The sequence below is a fragment of the Aliinostoc maniaoense genome, from assembly GCF_058172895.1.
In genome coordinates this window covers 1,602,708-1,622,369 of record NZ_CP187952.1, presented here as the reverse complement: position 1 = coordinate 1,622,369, position 19,662 = coordinate 1,602,708, and the positions used below count along the sequence as shown (strand labels likewise).

Here is a 19,662-nt window from a genome sequence, read left to right as displayed (position 1 = left end):
TAAACTAATCATCATTTAAACTCCATCCTTTTCATGTTGCTAAACCCTCTCCCCTGTTCCCTGTTCCCTCTCCCCTGCTCCCCGTTCCCTGTTCCCTTTCTCGATAAATAATGTAATCATGGACAAACCAAACCCAATTTCAAAGCCTTAACAATTGCTTGAGTCCGACTAACCACACCCAACTTTTTAAAGATTGCCGTTAAGTGAGCCTTCACAGTCGCAGCAGTAACGTAAAGATGTTTCGCAATCTCTTCATTAGATTCCCCCTGAACTAACCATTTCAATATTTCCTGTTCTTGAGGCGTTAAATTAACCTTATTCTTTGCCTTAATAAACTCACTTGAATAACTTTGAAATAATCTAAAGAAACCCGTAGCCACATCCGGCGGTAAATAAACTTGCTCATTCATAACAGTAGTAATTGCCTCACATAATTGAACTGCTAATTGATCCTTAAAAACATAACCCCAAGCACCCGCTTTCATCGCCTTAAAAACCCATTCATCCTGATGATGTTCTGACAAAATCAAAACCTTTCCACCATAAGACAACTTACTTAAACGCCTTAAAACTGTAATTCCATCATCAGGCGGTAATTCCAAATCAAGTAATACTAAAGCTGGATGTTGTTCAACAGTTAAACCAATTGCCTGTTCAACAGAAGCCGCTTCCCCAACAACATTAAATTTTAACGAACTACTAATATTGTAAAACTCTAATAATGTCCGCATCCCCTGCCGAAATAGCGGTTCATCATCAACCAGCAATATAGAAACGATTTCTTTTTTGACATCAATTGCAGTAGGCATAATATTAGATCAAAACTAAAAAGGTGTTCACTTCAAGAAGCTCTAAAAAACAGGGTTTCTGAACGAAAAATTAAGTTTTCTAAGCTGAGGTATTTGCAGGAAACCCGGTTTTTGATTCTTACCAAGGACTACCAATCATTGTGAAACTAGCCCAATAATAAGGGTGAGAAAGATTTCCGACGATATGATTCTTTAAATATGCTGCTTGTTCTGGTGAAAGTGGAATACTCCCAGTAGATGTAATTAATTGATTTTCTTCAATTCGGATTTTGCCTTTAATCATTGCTAATTGTGCTTGTCTTAATGCCGCAGTTTTTGTATTTGCAGTTTTCAAATGATTGTAAAATTCCGTCATCAAACCTAGTGTTCCTGCATCTGACGCATACCATAAACTAGCAAGTGCGGAATCCACACCACTTTTAATAGCTAATCCCACAAACCCCATTTCAGCTTCTTCATCACCTATGGCTGTTTTACACGCACTTAACACTAATAAACTAACTGGTGATTTATTCCAGCCTATTTTTCCTATTTGTTCATAGCGCAGTTTACTATCATATAACTGTATGTATGATTCTTTTTTACCTCCATTCTTTTTATTAGGGAAATCTGCATGGGTAGCAATATGAACAATTTTGTAATTTGTATTAGCACTTTGAGCTTTGAGATTATTTAAAGTAAATTTATCGTTGAGCAGGTATTGACTACCTTTCATTGTTCGGTTAATTATATTAATCTCTAAAGGTACTGCCCTTAATTCTTTTTGTTTCTGTTCTGGAGAAAATTTAGCTGCTCCCATAGCTAAAATTGCAGCATTCTTTACATTTTGATATTTCGGATTAATGAGACTAAAACTGGGTATCATTCCCAAACTATATTTTTCAACCAAAAATTGTTTACCATCATGAAGAACCGCTACAGGAAGTGAGCGCAATCCTTCCTCCATGACAAAGATTAAATTATTGATACCTTGCTTTTGTAATTCAGCTTCTTGTGGTGCAATTAGCCATTGATAAATTTTCTGGGAACTTTTTAGATAACTAGTAGTTTTAGTTTTACCAGGATCAGTAACTTGTCTTTTCAAGTTTATAAATTCTGCAATTACCTTTTCTCTAGTTGCATCTGCTACTAATATATTTTGAGGCAGACTATTACCTGTAACTAATCCCAAATGTAAAATATCGTCATTCTGAATGGTATTTACTAAACTGCCATGACTTACATTGCGCTTAGGTGCAAACTTGACATAAATAATAGCTGATTTGACACCTGTTAATGCTTCATTTCTTTTTAAAATCGCCTGTGAATCCTCAGTTTTAAGAGCAGTTATATTTCCTCGTATACCCAAAAATGAAGCAAATTGTTGGGTGTTTATTGATTCTGATTTATCAATGGCTTCTTTATGCGTTTCTATAGTTTGTGTTCGGTTATCATCTGGGAATGGTATGACAGTATTTTCCTGATCTTTATCAGGTTTATCAATTTCTTCTGATGGTGGTGATTCTTGTGAAGAAGTTACTTGAATTTTACCGTGAGTTAAATTGCCAACTATATTACGGTTAGCTAAGATATAGTTATTCTGTTCAGTAACAATACTTCCTTGTGTACCATTAGTTGTGGCATTGCCTACTGTAAAAACCTCACCCCCATGATTGATGACAATACCACCACTCTCTAACCCTCCTAATGTAGAGATGCTGGCATTTAAGCCATTACGAGATGTGAACGTATCTGTTGCTTGAAAATTAGCTTTAGTTGAGATATTTACATCCCCACCTCTACCTAAATTTCCACCTTGAGTATTAATATATTTAACGAGGATTCCATTGTTTGGATCTAGTAACACTGAACCACCATTACCAGTTTCAGAACTAGTGTTAATAATGCCAGTATTAATGCGATCAAGTGCTTGAATATTAACTGCACCACCATGACTAGACAGATTATTCGAGTTAATATCTCCAGTAGTAATTGCACCTGTGACACTAGTAAGAGAAATATTGCCAGAATTATGAATATTAGAAACTGAATTAATATTACCAGTGGTCAAACTATTATTAGAACTCAGGCTAATATTACCACCATACGAATTTATATTTTCAGTTGTAATTTCACCACTTTCACTAATAAAACTAATCGTATTATTTTTGTTAAAAATACTTCCGGTACTAATACTATTAGTCGCATTAAAAGAAATAATACCGCCTTGAGCATCTAAGATACCAAAGCCACTCAAACCGTTGTCATTAATTCCACCAGTGACAATATTACCGGCACTAATAATAATATCACCGCCTTGATTATCACTGCGGTTTGCATAACTATTGATGCTACCCGTCTTAACAGTACCGCCATTAGCATTAATGTTTACATCTCCACCAAAATCAAAGTCGTAAGTTACTGAATTTAAATTACCTGTAGAAATTACACCATTACTACCTGTATTCAGTTCAATGTCACCTCCACTTCCACCATTCACCCAAGTATCAATTGCTCCTGTGAGAATTGATGTTTGTGCTGACAAACTGACATTACCACCAAGTCCATTTACAACATGAGTATTAATATTACCTGTAGTTAAATTATTTTGAGAAATAAGACTAACATTACCGCCATTAGTAGTTAAATTTTCAGTTTTAATGTCACCACTTTGGCTAATAATGTTAATCTCACCTGTTGTAGTTACATCACTATTAATCTGAGTTATCCCAGCACTAATAACTTTTAAATTAGCTAAAGGAGTGGTATTACCTACTATTCCATTAAATGTAACATTTCCTAAGCTTGCATTAATTGTTAGATTATTACCACCATTAATACTATTTGCAAAATTGACATTACCATCGAAACTATTAATATATACGTCATTATTTAAAATAAATGAACCGTTAAAACTAATAGTATTATTTTTGTTAAAGATATTTCCGGTGCTAATACTATTAGTTGCATTAAAAGAAATAACACCACCTTCAGCATCTAAGATACCAAAGCCACTCAAACCATTGTCATTAATTCCACCAGTGACAATATTACCGGCACTAATAATAATATCACCGCCTTGATTATCACTGCGGTTTGCATAACTATTGATGCTACCCGTCTTAACAGTACCGCCATTAGCATTAATATTTACATCTCCACCAAAATCAAAGTCGTAAGTTACTGAATTTAAATTACCTGTAGAAATTACACCATTACTACCTGTATTCAGTTCAATGTTACCTCCACTTCCACCATTCACCCAAGTATCAATTGCTCCTGTGACAATTGATTTTTGTGCTGACAAACTGACATTACCACCAAGTCCATTTACAACATGAGTATTAATATTACCTGTGGTTATGTTAGCTCCTGAAATCGAGATATTTCTACTAGGGGCAGTAATGGATTGTGTTTTATCCATCAAAAAAGACCCTATATTATTGTTATCTGCATCTGCGGTGAAGCTAATAGAACCGCCACTAGCAAAATTTAGTGATACACCATCTTGAACAGTTATATCGTTAGTCGCTTTGAGCAGAAGATTAGCATTTAAATTTTCAACAATGTTTTTATCAACTATGAATAGTGAATCAGAAACCTCATAAATAAAACCTTGATTCCCGATAGTAGGTTCAAAATTATTTATCCCACTAATATCTATAAGATTGATATCAGATGTCTCTAAAACTAGTGTTCCTAAATTGCCATTAGAAGCTGTCAGATCAATATTCCCTAAAAAAGTTAATTCTTCTTTTCCCGATACTTCTATAAATCCCCCATCACCACTTAGACCAGAAGCATTAATGTTACTATTAATAAGTGCTACTTCGTTTCCTAATATATTTACCGTGCCACCACTGTTCCCAGAAACATCAATTACACCAACATTAATAGCTACTCCCTCTCCACTGGGTAAAATTACCTCAGAATCAGTTAAGCTTACATATCCAGAATTATCAACTGTAATTTCTGATGCTAAATTCTGACCTTTGCCTGTTAACAATTCTGGTAAACTCAAAGGGTTAATTCCAGAAGGTGTAATTGCGCTTGCATCAATTTCCAAACTCAACAAATGTCCTGGTTGAGAAATACGCACTAAACTTGAGCCTGGAACACCTATGATGGAAATTTTACCCTGTGATGCTGTTAATGTTCCTGTATTGACAACGTTGCCACCTATTAAAAACAGATTTTGTCCTTGATTAACTGCTAAAGAGCCTGCATTGATAATGCTGCCTGGCTGACTAACATCAAATACAAAATTTGACGGATTTCCTACTAAATCAGCATAATTATTGACACTATAGCTATCAAAGCCAAAATTATTATCAAAGGTAATTTTAGTTGCTGTTGTTGCTATAAATGAAGCAGGCACATTTAAACTAGCGTTAGGACTAAATATAATCCCAGCCGGATTAATTAAGTATAAGTTGGAATTACCACCAGTAACTCTAATTAGTCCGTCAATTAAAGAAGGATTTCCACCTGTTACACGCCCCAAAATGTTTTGAATTGAAGGCTGAGAAATAAAGTTAGCTGTTTGATTAGTATTGACATTAAATTCTGAGAAACTGTGAAATAAGTTAGCACTATCATTACTCAAACTACCCCCAGTAATATCAATGTTGTTACCGTTGGTTGTGACAACTGTACCTGTACCATCGGGTGCAGTCGTAATTTGTGCTTTGGCAATTGTCGGCAATAGCCAAAATATGATAGCTAATATAAAAGTTTTAGTCTTATACATAATAAGGCTCTCCCACAAGGAGATAATCTTGCCCTCTAACTATTCTGAGAGCATTCTGATTTCTCAATTCTGGTTTTTGAATTATGATGAAAAATCCAAATCTACAAAGGAAATATGCCGAAAAATAGCAGCTTCAAAACGCTAATTTCTGACATACTCAAACCCGTAAAAACTCTTACGTAACTTAGTCTCTTACTTGCTTGATTGTTAAGTCAACTACTGTTTAAAACTTATTAACTATATATACATTCCTATACATAGTTAATAAGCAATTAAAAGCAAAAAGGCGATTTTACAAGGGTTTGGAGATTTCCTTGTATTAAGGAAAATTACAGACTTTGGAAACAATTATGTCTGCATTTTTAATTTTCGGAAATTAATTTCTCTACTTCATCTAATAGCTTGTTGATTCTTTCTTGGTTTTGAGATTTGATTGCACTGCGTTTTTGACGTAGCAGCTTATTAATTTCATGCAACCGTTCAGTTACAGCATTTTGTGATTGTGATGCAGATTGAGATTTAAGTGCCTTAACTCTAGCTTTGATTTCACTCAAAGAAAGATTTTCTGTGATAGATATCTTGAGTAATTTGGTGCGCTGTTGTTCCGATTTAACTCTTGATATAGCCTGTGCTTTGGTGTACTCAATTTCACCTTGTCGCAGAGATGCCAGAATTTCTTGCGGTAGCTTTAGTAAGGGGAGACGACTAGAACGGAAACTAGCTGCATTAAACTTGCCGATCGCCTGTAATATAGATTCAACTTGCTCTACTTTGATTAGATCGTTTTGATTCAGTGATTGACTTCTTTGTTGAGCGTTGAAAAATCTGTGTAACAAAGAAATCACTTCCTTGGTGCTGACTTGAAGAGATAAAGATAGTAGTTCTAGTATGGCTTCTGTTTCTTCAACAGGATTGAGTTCCTCCCGTTGCAAATTCTCCATCAGAGCAATTTGTAAGGCTTGTTGATCATTTAGCTCTAGGGAAATAATTGGTACTTCAACTAATCCTACAATGCGTGCGGCTCTGATCCTTCTTTCTCCAGCAATTAATTCATATTTACCGTGACGCAGTGGACGCACTAACACAGGTTCTAAAATACCGTGTTCTTTCACCGATTCTACAAGTTGAGCCAACTTTTTCGCGTCAAAATAACGCCGTGGTTGTTTCAGAGATAATTCAATCAAATCAATTGCAACAGTGATAGGGCATTGAGTAGGAAACCCAACATAATTAAATTCAAATCTCTGTGATTTCCAATCGGATGGTTCTGTTAGCATATCCATAAACTTTTCCTCTGAAGCGCAAATAAAGCAAAAGTTGTCTTTAGCTTCATAATTGCTAGCTGAATCTGCTTCTAGATTCAAAATAGGGAATAAATCTGAGGAACTTGTGAGGAGAGTAAGCAATATTACTGAAGTAGGGTGTGTTAGGCGTAAGCCGTAACGTACCAAAGGCTGAAAAATGCTAAACATACGTCAGCCACACATAGTTATTTTGGTGTGAAACAGACAGCACCAGACAGGCTAGAAGCCCATCCCACAAGAGATTCCACTTTATTTCTGTTTTCTCCACCTGAAGCTCTTGATGTTTCTATCTTTCGCCATTTTTCACCAAGCCCTAAGTAGTTATACCGTTTCACTTTAAGATTGATACACATAGACAGCAGGGGGGCAGGGGGTAGGCTGTTGACTCTGTACCTTTTCAGGGGTGAAAAATTCATGCACAATTCTTTCCTTCTTTAAGTAATGAGTAATAAGTAATGAGTAATGAGTAAATACCCATGATTTATTACTTATTACTTATTGAATTTGGCTCACCGATGATAACACCAAAACTGTATGAATAAAGAATAGGTAAATCTCATCAAAGTCAACACCCTAGGCAGGGGGAAAGAATTTAGAGACTAAACATTTGTATCAAGTATTTTGTGAAATGGTATTACGCGTTACCATAGCAGGGCGCAGCTCATTACGAATTACGAATTACGAATTACGAATTACGAATTAGAAAACCGCCACTATTGGGCGGTTTAGTTAAGCAATCGGAGGGTAATTTCTAGACTACCCTCCTCATGAGAAGATTGTTGTAGCAGGGTATGCACTTAGTTTTGGGCGAATGCTCAAGATAAACTAAGCGCGAGAAATTAATTTCTTCCATAGGCAGTGATTGTTTCTTTGATAAAGCGAATATATAAATGCTTAAACGTGGACTTGATGACCCTGGGCATGGCAAAATCAATTGGCATAAGTTTGTCTGGTAGTCGCCAATCTGTAATTTTGAGTAAGTCTGGATGTAAATTGGGAAAATCAATGTCAGCGAGTTCTGGGCAAACTCCTAACCGTTGAGAAACTGCAACGGTGGGGACTTGATGAGGTGACACGTTGAGAATTTCCACCATTGCCCTATCTAGGGCGAAGACATTGGATGCTGCGGCTAATATCCCCAAGGGACGAGGTTCACCGCCACTAGGGCCATTTCCTTCATGACCGATGATGCCATCTAAAATTGTTAAGTCGGGATTAATGGCTTTGGCAGTTTCTACTAACATTTCACCAAAGCGGTTGGCATCCTTACCGGCTTCCATGTGCCACCAAGCTTTCATTTTGCCCGGAACGCAACCAAAGAGGTTTTTAACTCCCAAAGTTAAGGTTAATTGGGTATGGGATTTGACTTTGGGTAAATTAATCACCACATCTGCTTCTATCGCTTCTTTGCTAAGGAGTAGGTGATTAAAATTGTCGTTGACGGTTTGATAACGCTGTCCGTGAAATTCAACGATAGGCAGATTTAAGTCTTGAATAATGGATTGATAACCATTAGCAATGGCTACCCCTTTAGCACTACCAAAAGCCGGACTATCCCCTAAAAATGGTTTGCCACCTGCGGCAATCACCATTTGGGCAACGGCATAAACCAATTCAGCACGAGTGGTACACTCTTTTTGAGGACGTGAACCTGTGAGCAAGTTAGGTTTAAGTAAGACACGTTGTCCTGGTTTGACAAATGCCTTCATCCCTCCCAAGGGTTCTAACAAGGTGACTAAAGATTCTTTTAAAGCATCTTGGGCGTAAGAATTAGCCCGAATAAGGCTGACAGATGGTTTTGAATTTTGCATAAGTCAATAATTGTGAGTGGTAAGTGGTGAGTAGTGAGTGCTGAGTGCTGTTAGCGGAAGCGGGGCGATGAGCCGCGTGCTGAGTTAAAATACCAGTCCCCAGTCCCCAGTCCCCAGTCCCTAGTCCCCAGTGCCTACAATTATGCTCATCTGTTCTAGATTTAACACAGTAGCTAAGTCTGCTTCACTCATTAGCCCTTTTTCTAACACAATCTGTCTAAGGGATTTACCTGTTTCTAAAGATTCTTTGGCGACGGCGGCGGCGTTTAAGTAACCAATATGAGTGTTAAGTGCGGTAACTAAAGCTAAACTACCTTCTGCGTAGGCTAAACAACGTTCTTTGTTAGCGGTAATTCCTTGGATGCAGCGTTCTGTTAGGGCAGCGATGGTATTACCGAGAATTTCTATACTGTGAATCAGGTTGTAGGCAATTAACGGCATCATCACGTTCAATTCTAATTGTCCAGCTTGGGCAGCAAAAGCGATCGCATTGTCATAACCCATGACTTGAAAACATACCATTGATGTCATCTCTGCCATCACGGGGTTATATTTCCCTGGCATAATTGATGAACCAGGTTGCACTGGGGGTAATTGAATTTCTTTGAAGCCGGTTTTTGGCCCGGAATCCATTAGTCGTAAATCGTGGGATATTTTAGCTAAATCTTGGGCTAAATTCCGTAATGCCCCGGAAACATTCACAAACGCGCCCATACTTTGCATTGCTGCCATTAAATGCGGTGCTGGTTGTAGAGGAAAGCTGAGTAATTCGGAGAGAACTTCTACCACACGCACACGGTATTGGGGATGGGTATTTAATCCCGTTCCCGCCGCACTACCTCCTAAACCTAGCACCATTAAATCCCCAGAGGCTGTATAAAGGCGGTTTTGGTGTTCTGAAAGGATTTGCGCCCAAGCCCGGAAGTTTTCGCCTAAACGCACGGGTACAGCGTCTTGTAGGTGGGTTCTACCAGATTTGACGATATCTTGAAATTCTACAGCTTTGGTTTCTAAGGTAGCGATCGCTTTTTCTAATGCCGGGTGTAATGTTCTCGTTAGTGCTAACAATCCCCCAATTCTAATCGCTGTGGGAATCACATCATTGGTAGACTGTCCGTAGTTGACATGATCATTAGGACTTACCCGCTTGTAATTACCTTTTGCTTCACCCAGTAATTCTAAAGCCCGATTTGATAAAACTTCATTCACGTTCATGTGGTGTGAAGTTCCTGCACCGGCTTGATAAACATCTACCACAAACTGATCACGTAATTTCCCAGCTAAGATTTCATCAGCTGCTTGTACAATGGCTTCGCTAATATCCTGGGGAATGCAACCGAGTTCACCGTTAACTATTGCTGTAGCTTTTTTAATAAATAAACAAGCATCTACGTAAGTAGGTAAGGGCTTGAGTCCGCTAATGGGGAAGTTTTCAATTGCGCGTTGAGTTTGGATGCCGTAATATACATCACTCTTGATTTGGCGATCGCCCATTGAATCGCGCTCGATGCGAAAATCTGTGTTGTCAGTCATATGATTACTTGGATGATCTCAAAATACAGATCATGCCATGCAAATGATGCTTTACGACGCTTTGCTAGTATTTTTCTACTTGCAAAATATAGCACTCGCATTCTGGTAAATTATGTACCCAAATAATTTTACAACCATCAAATAAGGGCATTTCTACTTGCCACCATGTTTTACCTCTTAGGCGACGATACCAACGGTAGTTAGATAATGCTAAATCTATGATTTCCATAATTATTAATTTTCAGTAAATCAAGAGTTACACAGCTGGCATATTTTTTACTTTTTTTTAATACACTATTTTAGCCTTGACACACCAGTAGGGTGTGTGACGCTACGGAACTATTTGAACGTAGCAAGTAAAACTTATAGCGTCACACACCAACCATTAATTATGACACTTGCGTAAGTCCTGTAAATCACCAAACTATCTGAAATAAACTGATTTAAGCTAAACTTGTGTGTAAATACGGGCAGGGAAAATATTATGATTAAAACACCAACTCATCGTCTATCTTTAGAGGAATTTTTAAAATTACCAGAAACTAAACCAGCAAGTGAATATATTGATGGTGAAATTATTCAAAAACCTATGCCCCAAGGTAAACATAGTAGACTGCAAGGGCAATTAGTAAGTACAATTAATCATGTAGCAGAACCAAGAAAAACTGCCCTAGCTTTTCCAGAATTACGTTGTACATTTGGAGGACGTTCTACTGTTCCAGATGTGACGGTATTTGCTTGGGAAAGGATACCTGTAGATGAAAAAGGCAATATTGCCAACGTTTTTAATACACATCCAGATTGGACAATTGAAGTTTTATCTCCTGAACAAAGTACAACTAAAGTCACCAAAAATATTTTACATTGCTTAAATCATGGTACTAGCTTAGGTTGGTTAATCGATCCAGAGGAGTATGGAGTTTTAGTTTATCCACCCCAACAGCAACCAATATATTTAGACAACGAAGCAGATATATTACCAGTTCCCGATTTAGTTAGTGATTTACATTTGACATTAAGACAATTATTTGGTTGGTTGAAATTATAGACAATTTCTCAACCCAGATTATGACTTTACCTAATTGGATTACTTTTTCGCGTCTCCTTGGTGTGCCATTTCTGCTCTATGGTTTGTATAATCCTACAGAGCAAGCTAGATGGATATGTTTAGCAATATTTTTAGTCGCAGCGTTAACAGATTGGTTAGATGGTTATTTAGCCAGAAAACTTAACCAAATTAGCGACTTGGGTAAGTTTCTTGATCCCTTAGTAGATAAATTCTTGGTGTTAGCACCGTTATTAGTTTTAGTAGAGTTAGGAAAAATCCCAGCTTGGGGAGTGTTTTTAATTTTAGCGCGAGAATTAGCGATCGCAGGTTGGCGAGTTAATCAAACCACGATTACCGGAGCGAATATTTGGGGTAAACTCAAAACTGTCAGTCAGATTATTGCGATCGCCTTGCTCATTGCACCCTTATCATTAGAATGGCAAATTCCATCTCTTATCGCCTTTTGGATTTCTGTAAGTTTAACAATAATCTCTGGAGGTATTTATCTGTGGCCACAAAACCCCACAAGTAAACACACCCCAGAGCAAAACTGAAATCTGGCAATTCAATATTAATAGTATCTTTCTAAAAGTGTGAGATATCTACGCGCAGTGCTAGCAGATGGCCCAGCTACAATAAAGAATGCCATCCTCTTAGAACTGATGCACCGAATTGTACCGCTATATGATCCTCTTTCTGCATAGACTCCTGATTCTAAGGGACTAAAATTTTCAGTAAATCCAGCATTTCTGATAGCAACTTCAGCACGATTTAAACATTGCTGTTGAGTCAATCTTGTGTCTTCCCAAGAAGTCCAGATTAAACAGCTAGCTTGAGCTATTGATGGCACAAAAGCAACGAATAATGTTGTTAGTAGTAAGAGAGGTTCTTTTTTGCCTGCTTTCTTTTTCAGTAAACTCAAAAAATTGAGCGGATTAATTCTATTTTTTTTGGTATTAATGTCAAGCATCGCACAGCCTAAAATAACTATCTAGTTAAATATGTCACATATTCTCATACATTGAGTATCATGCTGTGATATTTTTTAACTAATTTTTATATATTTTATTGAGTAATATTAAAATTTAATGAATTTTAACTTGATAATATCATGCTGATAGGTGCAATTTATAAAAGTTTAAGCAGATTAATTTTGGTTTAAACTAAAAACTATATCAGCATTGGTGAAACTGGCGATCGCTAAATCAACTTAACTAAAATCAAATCAATTTAGAATAAAAACTTAAAAGGCAAAAGTAAACAATATTTTGATTATTTACTTTTACCTTTTCTCTGAATAATATCCAATAGACCTCTTGCACGAATAATTAAACACTACGAATACATAAATTCAAGAGTGACTTTCTGCGTTCTTCTTTGCGCCTTTGCGCCTTTGCGTGAGCTTTTAAATAATATTGTTAGCAACACCAAAGTATTTATGCAAGAAGTCTAATGACTATTAACTAAGCTTGTAAAATTTCGTCATCAACAGAGAAATCGATTTCTGCTTGATCTCGTTTAGTAGCTAAATAATCATGAACAAAAGAATCAGCTAGTCCAGAAATTAAATCGTATTGGGGTTGCCAATTTAATTCGATTTGGGCTTTATGAACAGAAGCAAAGAAATGCTGTACACGTAGAGGGAAAGCCTTGCGTTTACCGAAATCAAATTTTTTCGGGTCGTAATGCACAATTTTTACGTCATCTGGGGATTTACCAGCAGCTTCAGCACAAGCACGGGCTAAACCATCGAAAGTCACAAAGCGATCGCCAGAAATATTATACACTTGCCCAATCGCCTGTTGATTACCAATTACCTGAGACATCGCCATAGCCAAATCCTTGACATGACCTAATTGAGTGATATTTATTCCACTCCCAGGGATAGGAATCGGGCGATCGCGTACAATTCGATCAAAGAACCAACTTTCTAAATCATTATAGTTCCGAGTCCCGTAAATATAAGTCGGTCGAATCGAAGTAAAGGGTAATCCCTGCTGCTGCAAGTAAGCTTCCGTTTCATGTTTACCCCGATGGCGGCTTTTCGGGTCTATTTTATCTCCTTCCACATGGGGTAATTGGTCAGATTTGAGATATACCCCCGCCGAACTCATGTAAATAAAATGCTGCACCCTACCAGCAAAAATTTCTGCCAATGGTTGAGTATCAGCCAATTCCCGACCATTATTGTCAAAAATTACATCAAAATTTTCTGGTAATAATTTTTCCTTGAGCTGTGTAGGATCAGTGCGATCGCCTATAATTTGTCCTACTCCCTGCAAACTCGGTAGGGGGCGATTACCACGATTAAACAATACTACCTCATGTCCTTGTTCTACAAGAATTTCAGTTAGGTAAACACCAATGAATCTAGTACCACCCATGATCAAAATTCGCATAATGTACCAACTCCTATGTATTTTTTAGGGGTTGGGAACTAGGAACTGGGTACTTGGAAAAATTGTCCTCATCCCTAATCCCTAATTCCCAATCTCCAATCTCTTGAGGTTATCAGGTTGCTACATCCCTTTGGAACATCTATCAGAAGAATTACGTCTTCAATTGCTATCTGGGACAATTCCCATTCCTCCATCACTAAGAGCAACTTTGCAGTTAACCTCACACTGTCGCTTGACATATTTTTTACATCTTTAAAAGTTAGCTGTGTCCTTGAAATATGCTCTTGTTCATGAGTGGCTAACACCAAAAGCCACAGGTGGTTCAGAATTAGTCGTGCGAGAAATACTCAATCACATTGATGCTGATTTATATGCTCTCATTGACTTTGAATCCACCAATCCTGAAAGTTATTTGTATCAACGTCAGATTGGTAGTACGTTTCTCCAGCACTTTCCCTTTGCCAAAAATGGCATTCAAAAATACTTGCCATTTTTACCACTGGCGATTGAACAACTGGACTTACGCCAGTATGATGTCATTTTATCTTCATCCCATGCTGTTGCTAAAGGCATTTTAACCACTGGCAACCAGTTGCACATCTGCTACTGTCATAGCCCTATGCGCTATGCTTGGGACTTAACATTTGATTATCTACACCACAGTAAATTGGGTAGTGGTGTAGCCGGATGGCTGACTCGATACTTGTTACATCAGCTACGTCAATGGGATGTATTGAGTGCAAATCGCGTTGACTATTTTATTGCTAACTCTCACCATACAGCTCGACGTATTTGGCGTTGCTATCGTCGAGAAGCCACAGTCATTTATCCACCAGTCAATGTGGCAACATTTCCATTTTTGCCTCACAAAGATGACTTCTACCTGACTGTTTCCCGGTTAGTGAGTTATAAACAAGTATCTCTAATTGTTAAAGCGTTCAATCAATTGCAACGACCATTGGTAATCATTGGTACAGGTTCAGAAATGAAACAAATTCGTGAGCTAGCGAACTCGAATATCCAAATATTGGGATGGCAACCTGATGAAGTGGTAAAAAACTATATGTCTAGGGCTAAGGCATTTGTGTATGCTGCTTGTGAAGATTTTGGAATTGCCTTAGTCGAGGCGCAAGCTTGTGGTACTCCAGTGATTGCCTATGGTGCAGGAGGTGCTTTAGAAACCGTCAAAGATGTCCGCTCATATAAAGATACAGGAACGGGCATACTATTTAAAAGACAAACAGCAGAAGCGTTGGTGGAGGCAGTAGAAAAATTTGAAATTTATCAACATGAGCTTAACCCTGAGTATACGCGATCGCACGCCGCTCAGTTTTCACCCCAAGTTTTTGCTCGACGCTACCTAGATTTTTTATATCAGTGTGACAAAAAAGCACCTCTGGACAGTGACAACCAGAATTTTTTGTAATTCTTTGCAATTCTTTTAGATGCTTTTGGCAATTTCACCCCAGAAGCACCTCCTTTTAGCTTTAAGATTGGGACTATGTGTGGTGTGGATTATTAAGGAGTATGATGACTGCCCAGAGCTCACTCCTCTCCGGTAAACGACGCTTAAGGCCAGATGCTAGCTCGTCTACGCATTCTGCACTCAAGCCAGGTAAGAAAACCAGGACACCGAAAAGAAAACCTCAAGGTTTGTCTTTTCCCAGTTTGAACGGAGAGTTTACCAAAAGACTGTTCGACATTGTATTTTCTTTGTTGGTTTTGATTCTATTTTCTCCTGTCTACTTAATTTTGGCCTTGCTGATTGCTTTAAGCTCGGAAGGGCCGATTTTTTATGTCCAGGAAAGAATCGGCAAGAATTACAAGCCCTTTAATTGTATTAAGTTCCGTACAATGGTCAGCAATGCCGACGAAGTACTTGTGCAAATGATGGAAACATCCCCCCAGTTGCGCCAAGAATTTGAAAGCAGTTTTAAGCTGAAAAAAGACCCCAGAATTACCACAATCGGCCGATTTTTGCGAATTACTAGCCTCGATGAATTTCCCCAGTTCTGGAACGTTCTCAAGGGGGATATGAGTGTTGTCGGGCCACGTCCTCTAGTCGCAGAAGAACTACCAAAATACGGTATTCACATTGATCAAGTTTTAACCATTAGACCTGGAATTACCGGATTATGGCAAGTTTCTGGGCGTAATGATATCCCCTATCCTCGTAGAGTTCAAATAGATTTACATTACGTCAAAGCAAGAAATTTTTGGCTGGATTTATGGATAATACTGAAAACGGTTGATGTGGTTGTTATACCAAAAAATAACGGGGCATACTGAAAATAAATCTGGTTTTTTGATGATTAGGGGCATTTACTGCCCCTAAATGTTAATGATTAGACATTTACCACGTCTAAATATGTTTTCCCAGCAATCATTATTAGTAGGCACAATTTATGAATTGTGCCTACTTTATTTTTAATTAATGTGTAATAGGATACGTAAAATATAATTTTAGTTGGCTTTTTTGCGATCGCAGCGTTCAAAATAGCCCTGACTATGGCAATCTGAGAAACAGAGCCTTTTCATCTGAATATTTTCGCTATAGCAAACTCACCTAGTAAGGTTATGCAAACTCTCTCAACTCCCGCAACACCCAATAATACAACTAACCAACCCACCTTTGAAACTACAATCAAGCGTCGTAAAACTCGTGCGGTGAAGGTGGGTAATGTCACCATCGGCGGCGGCCACCCTGTGGTGGTGCAATCGATGATTAACGAGGATACCCTTGATATTGATGGTTCTGTAGCCGCTATTCGTCGTTTACATGAGATTGGCTGTGAAATTGTCCGTGTGACAGTCCCTAGTATTGCTCATGCCGTAGCACTAGCAAAAATTAAAGAAACACTCATTAAAACTTATCAAGATGTCCCCATTGTGGCTGATGTGCATCACAATGGCATGAAAATCGCCCTAGAGGTGGCTAAACACATAGAAAAAGTACGGATTAACCCAGGGTTATATGTGTTTGAAAAACCCAACGCAAACAGAACTGAATATACTGAATCTGAATTTGATCAAATTGGTGAAAAAATTCGTGAAACTCTAGCACCCCTAGTAATTTCCCTGCGTGACCAAGGTAAAGCCATGCGAATCGGTGTAAATCACGGTTCTTTGGCTGAAAGAATGCTGTTTACCTACGGCGACACCCCAGAAGGTATGGTGGAATCTGCTTTAGAGTTTATTCGGATTTGTGAATCCTTAGATTTCCGTAACCTAGTGATTTCCATGAAAGCCTCACGAGTTCCTGTGATGGTAGCGGCCTATCGTTTAATGGCCAAGCGCATGGATGATTTGGGGATGGACTACCCCTTACATTTAGGTGTCACCGAAGCTGGTGATGGAGAATACGGACGAATTAAATCTACAGCCGGAATCGCTACCTTACTTACTGATGGGATTGGTGATACCATTCGCGTCTCCTTAACAGAAGCACCAGAAAAAGAAATTCCCGTTTGTTACAGCATTTTGCAAGCTTTGGGTTTGCGGAAAACAATGGTGGAATATGTAGCTTGTCCTTCCTGTGGGCGCACCTTGTTTAATCTGGAAGAAGTTCTCCATAAAGTCCGAGAAGCAACTAAACACTTAACAGGCTTAGATATTGCCGTCATGGGTTGCATTGTCAACGGGCCCGGAGAAATGGCTGATGCTGACTATGGCTACGTAGGTAAAAACCCTGGCTACATTTCCTTGTATCGTGGCCGAGAAGAAATTAAAAAAGTCCCAGAAGACCAAGGTGTAGCAGAATTAATTAACCTCATTAAAGCAGATGGACGTTGGGTAGACCCTTAAATCAGTGAACAGTGAACAGTGAACAGTTATCAGCCTGTTGATCAAGATTCACTGTTTACTAGCAACCTCATATTGATAAAATTTATGTAAACGGCGATCGCCTAGATCACCGGATCACAAAGTATTTTCATGAAGTTAGGAATACATCCTCGGTCGTTACACTTTACCCTGTGTTAGATTGAGCATACTGACTATAAATTTTTCGCTCTGACGCAGCTGTCATTATGGTGATTACAAAAAGTAGGCTTGTTTTGGGTGCTACGGCAGTAACACTCTCCACGATCGCAGTTACTAGCCTTGGCATTCACTCGCGCGGTCAGGCTTTATTTAAAGCAAGTCCCAAGGAATTAGTAGATGAAGTTTGGCAAATAGTCCAACGCCAATATGTTGACGGAACTTTTAATCAGGTCGATTGGCTGGCTGTACGCAAAGAGTACCTGAACAAGTCTTACAGTAATCAGGAGGAAGCGTATAAATCTATCCGGGAAATGCTCAAAAAGCTAGAAGACCCCTACACCCGGTTTATGACTCCACAAGAATTTAAAAATATGCAGGTGGATACCTCTGGGGAACTCACAGGTATTGGTATCACCATCAGTCAGGATGAAAAAACTAAGCAGTTGGTTGTAATTGCACCAATTGAGGATACACCAGCATTTAAAGCCGGGATTCTTTCTAAGGATGTGATTGTCAAAATTGACGGCAAAAGCACCGAGGGCATGGATACCAACCAAGCTGTATCCTTAATTCGAGGCGAACCAGGTACAAAAGTCATCATAACAATTCAGCGAAACGGACAACAAAAGCAATTTCAAATCACACGGGCGCGGATTGAAATTCATCCGGTGCGTTATTCTCAAAAACAAACAACTATTGGCAAAGTGGGCTACATTCGTCTAAATCAGTTTAGTGCCAACGCTGGTAAAGAAATGCAGCAAGCCATTAGAGATTTAGAAAAACAAAAAGTAAATGGCTATATTTTAGATTTACGTGGTAATCCTGGCGGCTTACTCTTTTCTAGTGTAGAAATTGCCCGGATGTGGCTAGATAAAGGCACAATTGTTTCTACTATTGACCGCCAAGGAGAACAAGAGCGAGAAGTAGCCAGGGGTCGAGCTTTGACAGATAAACCTTTGGTGGTCATAGTTGATAAAGGTTCAGCTAGTGCCAGTGAAATTCTCTCTGGTGCATTGCAGGATAATCAACGCGCTGTTTTAGTCGGTACACAAACCTTTGGTAAAGGACTGGTGCAATCTGTACGTCCTCTCGAAGATGGTTCAGGTCTAGCAGTCACCATTGCCAAATATCATACCCCCAGTGGTAAAGATATTAATAAACATGGTATTGACCCAGATGTGAAAGTCGAATTGACAGATGCCCAGCGTCAAGAGTTGTGGCTACGAGAAAGAGACAAAATCGGCACACTAGCAGACCCCCAATTTGCTAAAGCTTTAGAAGTGTTGGGTAAACAAATTGCTGGCAAAACTACACCAACGGCAGAAAAAACCCAAAATACTCAATTATAAGAGGGAATGGGGAATGGGGCATGGGGCATTGGGCATTGGGCATCGGGCATTGGCGTAAAAATTTCTCCCTTGTCTCCCTTGTCTCCCCCTGCTCCCTGCTCCCCTGCCTCCCTGCTCCCCTGCCTCCCTGCTCCCCTGCCTCCCTGCTCCCCTGCTCCCCTGCTTCCTCTCATTGCGGTTGGCATTTGCCAGCCCTAATTAATCCCACCCGGCGGGCGATCGCTTCTTCTCGTGAGCTAAACGGCCCCCACTGTTCGGTAATATTGACACTATCGTCCTCAACTTCCTGGCTGGGGACGATTTTGCAATTACCATTATCACACTTGACAATATACCAGTTTTGTGTATCACTCATATTTTTAGCAGATTGCTAGGAGCAGCCTTAAGAACTGTATCATGATCAACTTATGCCCTCACCGTTTCCAGGTATGAATCCCTACCTTGAAAATCCAGAACTTTGGTCGGAAGTTGATAGTAGGTTAATAATTGCGATCGCAGATGCTATTGCTCCTCAACTACGACCAAAATATCGTGTAGCCGTAGAAAAGCGAGTATATCAATTAAAATCTTGATGATATGTATAAATACACGTAATTACTCGCAAATAATTATCTATAATTCTTTAAAATTTTCAATAAAATACAGGTCAGGCTAATAGCTTGACCTGTACAAGAAAGAGTCATCTCGACTCATAAGTAA

16 protein-coding genes and 1 pseudogene are annotated in these 19,662 nt (G+C 38.8%); 7 read left to right on the top strand and 10 right to left on the bottom strand.

The window, feature by feature from the left end:
* Positions 1 to 116 precede the first annotated feature (116 nt).
* From ACPZ3T_RS07225 to ACPZ3T_RS07200, 6 genes are all read right to left on the bottom strand, one after another.
* A complete protein-coding gene (locus ACPZ3T_RS07225; protein ID WP_490274766.1) occupies positions 117 to 809 on the bottom strand; it encodes a response regulator in 693 nt (230 codons plus the stop codon).
* A gap of 118 nt (positions 810 to 927) precedes the next feature.
* Positions 928 to 5,538, bottom strand: coding sequence for a CHAT domain-containing protein (locus tag ACPZ3T_RS07220; protein WP_490274764.1), 4,611 nt, complete (start codon positions 5,536 to 5,538; stop codon positions 928 to 930).
* Between the two features lie 362 nt (positions 5,539 to 5,900).
* Positions 5,901 to 7,010: a ParB/RepB/Spo0J family partition protein gene (locus tag ACPZ3T_RS07215; RefSeq protein ID WP_490274762.1), complete on the bottom strand. Its 1,110-nt coding sequence runs from the start codon at positions 7,008 to 7,010 to the stop codon at positions 5,901 to 5,903.
* Positions 7,011 to 7,681: 671 nt separating this feature from the next.
* Positions 7,682 to 8,653, bottom strand: coding sequence for an Npun_F2552 family protein (locus ACPZ3T_RS07210; RefSeq protein ID WP_490274760.1), 972 nt, complete (start codon positions 8,651 to 8,653; stop codon positions 7,682 to 7,684).
* Positions 8,654 to 8,773: 120 nt separating this feature from the next.
* A complete protein-coding gene (locus ACPZ3T_RS07205; RefSeq protein WP_490274758.1) occupies positions 8,774 to 10,186 on the bottom strand; it encodes an aspartate ammonia-lyase in 1,413 nt (470 codons plus the stop codon).
* 64 nt (positions 10,187 to 10,250) lie between these two features.
* Positions 10,251 to 10,415, bottom strand: a complete 165-nt coding sequence (locus tag ACPZ3T_RS07200) for a hypothetical protein (protein ID WP_490274756.1) — start codon at positions 10,413 to 10,415, stop codon at positions 10,251 to 10,253.
* A gap of 255 nt (positions 10,416 to 10,670) precedes the next feature.
* Here ACPZ3T_RS07200 and ACPZ3T_RS07195 point away from each other — a divergent pair, with 255 nt between their 5' ends.
* A complete protein-coding gene (locus tag ACPZ3T_RS07195) occupies positions 10,671 to 11,234 on the top strand; it encodes a Uma2 family endonuclease (RefSeq protein WP_490274754.1) in 564 nt (187 codons plus the stop codon).
* Positions 11,235 to 11,254: 20 nt separating this feature from the next.
* The gene (pgsA, locus tag ACPZ3T_RS07190; RefSeq protein ID WP_490274752.1) at positions 11,255 to 11,788 is read left to right on the top strand and encodes a CDP-diacylglycerol--glycerol-3-phosphate 3-phosphatidyltransferase; all 534 of its coding nucleotides are present in this window, start codon (positions 11,255 to 11,257) and stop codon (positions 11,786 to 11,788) included.
* A gap of 17 nt (positions 11,789 to 11,805) precedes the next feature.
* Here the strand turns inward: pgsA and ACPZ3T_RS07185 are convergent, their stop codons facing one another.
* Complete coding sequence (locus ACPZ3T_RS07185) at positions 11,806 to 12,156, bottom strand: hypothetical protein (RefSeq protein ID WP_490274750.1); 351 nt, start codon at positions 12,154 to 12,156, stop codon at positions 11,806 to 11,808.
* Positions 12,157 to 12,697: 541 nt separating this feature from the next.
* Positions 12,698 to 13,633, bottom strand: coding sequence for an NAD-dependent epimerase/dehydratase family protein (locus tag ACPZ3T_RS07180; RefSeq protein WP_490274748.1), 936 nt, complete (start codon positions 13,631 to 13,633; stop codon positions 12,698 to 12,700).
* 265 nt (positions 13,634 to 13,898) lie between these two features.
* Between ACPZ3T_RS07180 and ACPZ3T_RS07175 the strand changes: the two genes are divergently transcribed.
* The 4 genes from ACPZ3T_RS07175 to ctpC all read left to right on the top strand — a co-directional run bounded on the left by ACPZ3T_RS07175 (position 13,899) and on the right by ctpC (position 18,963).
* Positions 13,899 to 15,059, top strand: coding sequence for a glycosyltransferase (locus tag ACPZ3T_RS07175; protein WP_490274746.1), 1,161 nt, complete (start codon positions 13,899 to 13,901; stop codon positions 15,057 to 15,059).
* Between the two features lie 104 nt (positions 15,060 to 15,163).
* Positions 15,164 to 15,922, top strand: coding sequence for an undecaprenyl-phosphate galactose phosphotransferase family protein (locus ACPZ3T_RS07170; RefSeq protein WP_490277150.1), 759 nt, complete (start codon positions 15,164 to 15,166; stop codon positions 15,920 to 15,922).
* Positions 15,923 to 16,210: 288 nt separating this feature from the next.
* The gene (ispG, locus tag ACPZ3T_RS07165; protein WP_490274744.1) at positions 16,211 to 17,437 is read left to right on the top strand and encodes a (E)-4-hydroxy-3-methylbut-2-enyl-diphosphate synthase; all 1,227 of its coding nucleotides are present in this window, start codon (positions 16,211 to 16,213) and stop codon (positions 17,435 to 17,437) included.
* Between the two features lie 224 nt (positions 17,438 to 17,661).
* On the top strand, positions 17,662 to 18,963 hold the full coding sequence (ctpC, locus tag ACPZ3T_RS07160; protein WP_490274742.1) for a carboxyl-terminal processing protease CtpC: 1,302 nt from the start codon (positions 17,662 to 17,664) through the stop codon (positions 18,961 to 18,963).
* Here the strand turns inward: ctpC and ACPZ3T_RS07155 are convergent.
* Both ACPZ3T_RS07155 and ACPZ3T_RS07150 read right to left on the bottom strand, forming a co-directional pair.
* Positions 18,954 to 19,148 carry a hypothetical protein gene (locus ACPZ3T_RS07155; RefSeq protein WP_490274740.1) on the bottom strand — a complete coding sequence of 65 codons (195 nt, stop codon included), beginning with the start codon at positions 19,146 to 19,148 and terminating at the stop codon, positions 18,954 to 18,956. The genes ctpC and ACPZ3T_RS07155 overlap by 10 nt on opposite strands.
* Entirely contained in the window at positions 19,133 to 19,318 is a 186-nt protein-coding gene (locus tag ACPZ3T_RS07150; RefSeq protein ID WP_490274738.1) for a DDE transposase family protein, read from the bottom strand. The genes ACPZ3T_RS07155 and ACPZ3T_RS07150 overlap by 16 nt, the downstream gene beginning before the upstream one ends.
* Positions 19,319 to 19,370: 52 nt before the next feature.
* Here ACPZ3T_RS07150 and ACPZ3T_RS07145 point away from each other — a divergent pair.
* Positions 19,371 to 19,523: pseudogene (locus ACPZ3T_RS07145) on the top strand (DUF4058 family protein); the annotation flags it as partial.
* Positions 19,524 to 19,662: the final 139 nt, after the last annotated feature.

Bases quoted from the DNA above. Each gene is read 5' to 3' on its own strand.
- ACPZ3T_RS07225 (WP_490274766.1), bottom strand. From the start codon at position 809: ATGCCTACTGCAATTGATGTCAAAAAAGAAATCGTTTCTATATTGCTG.
- ACPZ3T_RS07220 (WP_490274764.1), bottom strand. From the start codon at position 5,538: ATGTATAAGACTAAAACTTTTATATTAGCTATCATATTTTGGCTATTG.
- ACPZ3T_RS07215 (WP_490274762.1), bottom strand. From the start codon at position 7,010: ATGTTTAGCATTTTTCAGCCTTTGGTACGTTACGGCTTACGCCTAACA.
- ACPZ3T_RS07210 (WP_490274760.1), bottom strand. From the start codon at position 8,653: ATGCAAAATTCAAAACCATCTGTCAGCCTTATTCGGGCTAATTCTTAC.
- ACPZ3T_RS07205 (WP_490274758.1), bottom strand. From the start codon at position 10,186: ATGACTGACAACACAGATTTTCGCATCGAGCGCGATTCAATGGGCGAT.
- ACPZ3T_RS07200 (WP_490274756.1), bottom strand. From the start codon at position 10,415: ATGGAAATCATAGATTTAGCATTATCTAACTACCGTTGGTATCGTCGC.
- ACPZ3T_RS07195 (WP_490274754.1), top strand. From the start codon at position 10,671: ATGATTAAAACACCAACTCATCGTCTATCTTTAGAGGAATTTTTAAAA.
- pgsA (WP_490274752.1), top strand. From the start codon at position 11,255: ATGACTTTACCTAATTGGATTACTTTTTCGCGTCTCCTTGGTGTGCCA.
- ACPZ3T_RS07180 (WP_490274748.1), bottom strand. From the start codon at position 13,633: ATGCGAATTTTGATCATGGGTGGTACTAGATTCATTGGTGTTTACCTA.
- ACPZ3T_RS07170 (WP_490277150.1), top strand. From the start codon at position 15,164: ATGACTGCCCAGAGCTCACTCCTCTCCGGTAAACGACGCTTAAGGCCA.
- ispG (WP_490274744.1), top strand. From the start codon at position 16,211: ATGCAAACTCTCTCAACTCCCGCAACACCCAATAATACAACTAACCAA.
- ctpC (WP_490274742.1), top strand. From the start codon at position 17,662: ATGGTGATTACAAAAAGTAGGCTTGTTTTGGGTGCTACGGCAGTAACA.
- ACPZ3T_RS07155 (WP_490274740.1), bottom strand. From the start codon at position 19,148: ATGCCAACCGCAATGAGAGGAAGCAGGGGAGCAGGGGAGCAGGGAGGC.
- ACPZ3T_RS07150 (WP_490274738.1), bottom strand. From the start codon at position 19,318: ATGAGTGATACACAAAACTGGTATATTGTCAAGTGTGATAATGGTAAT.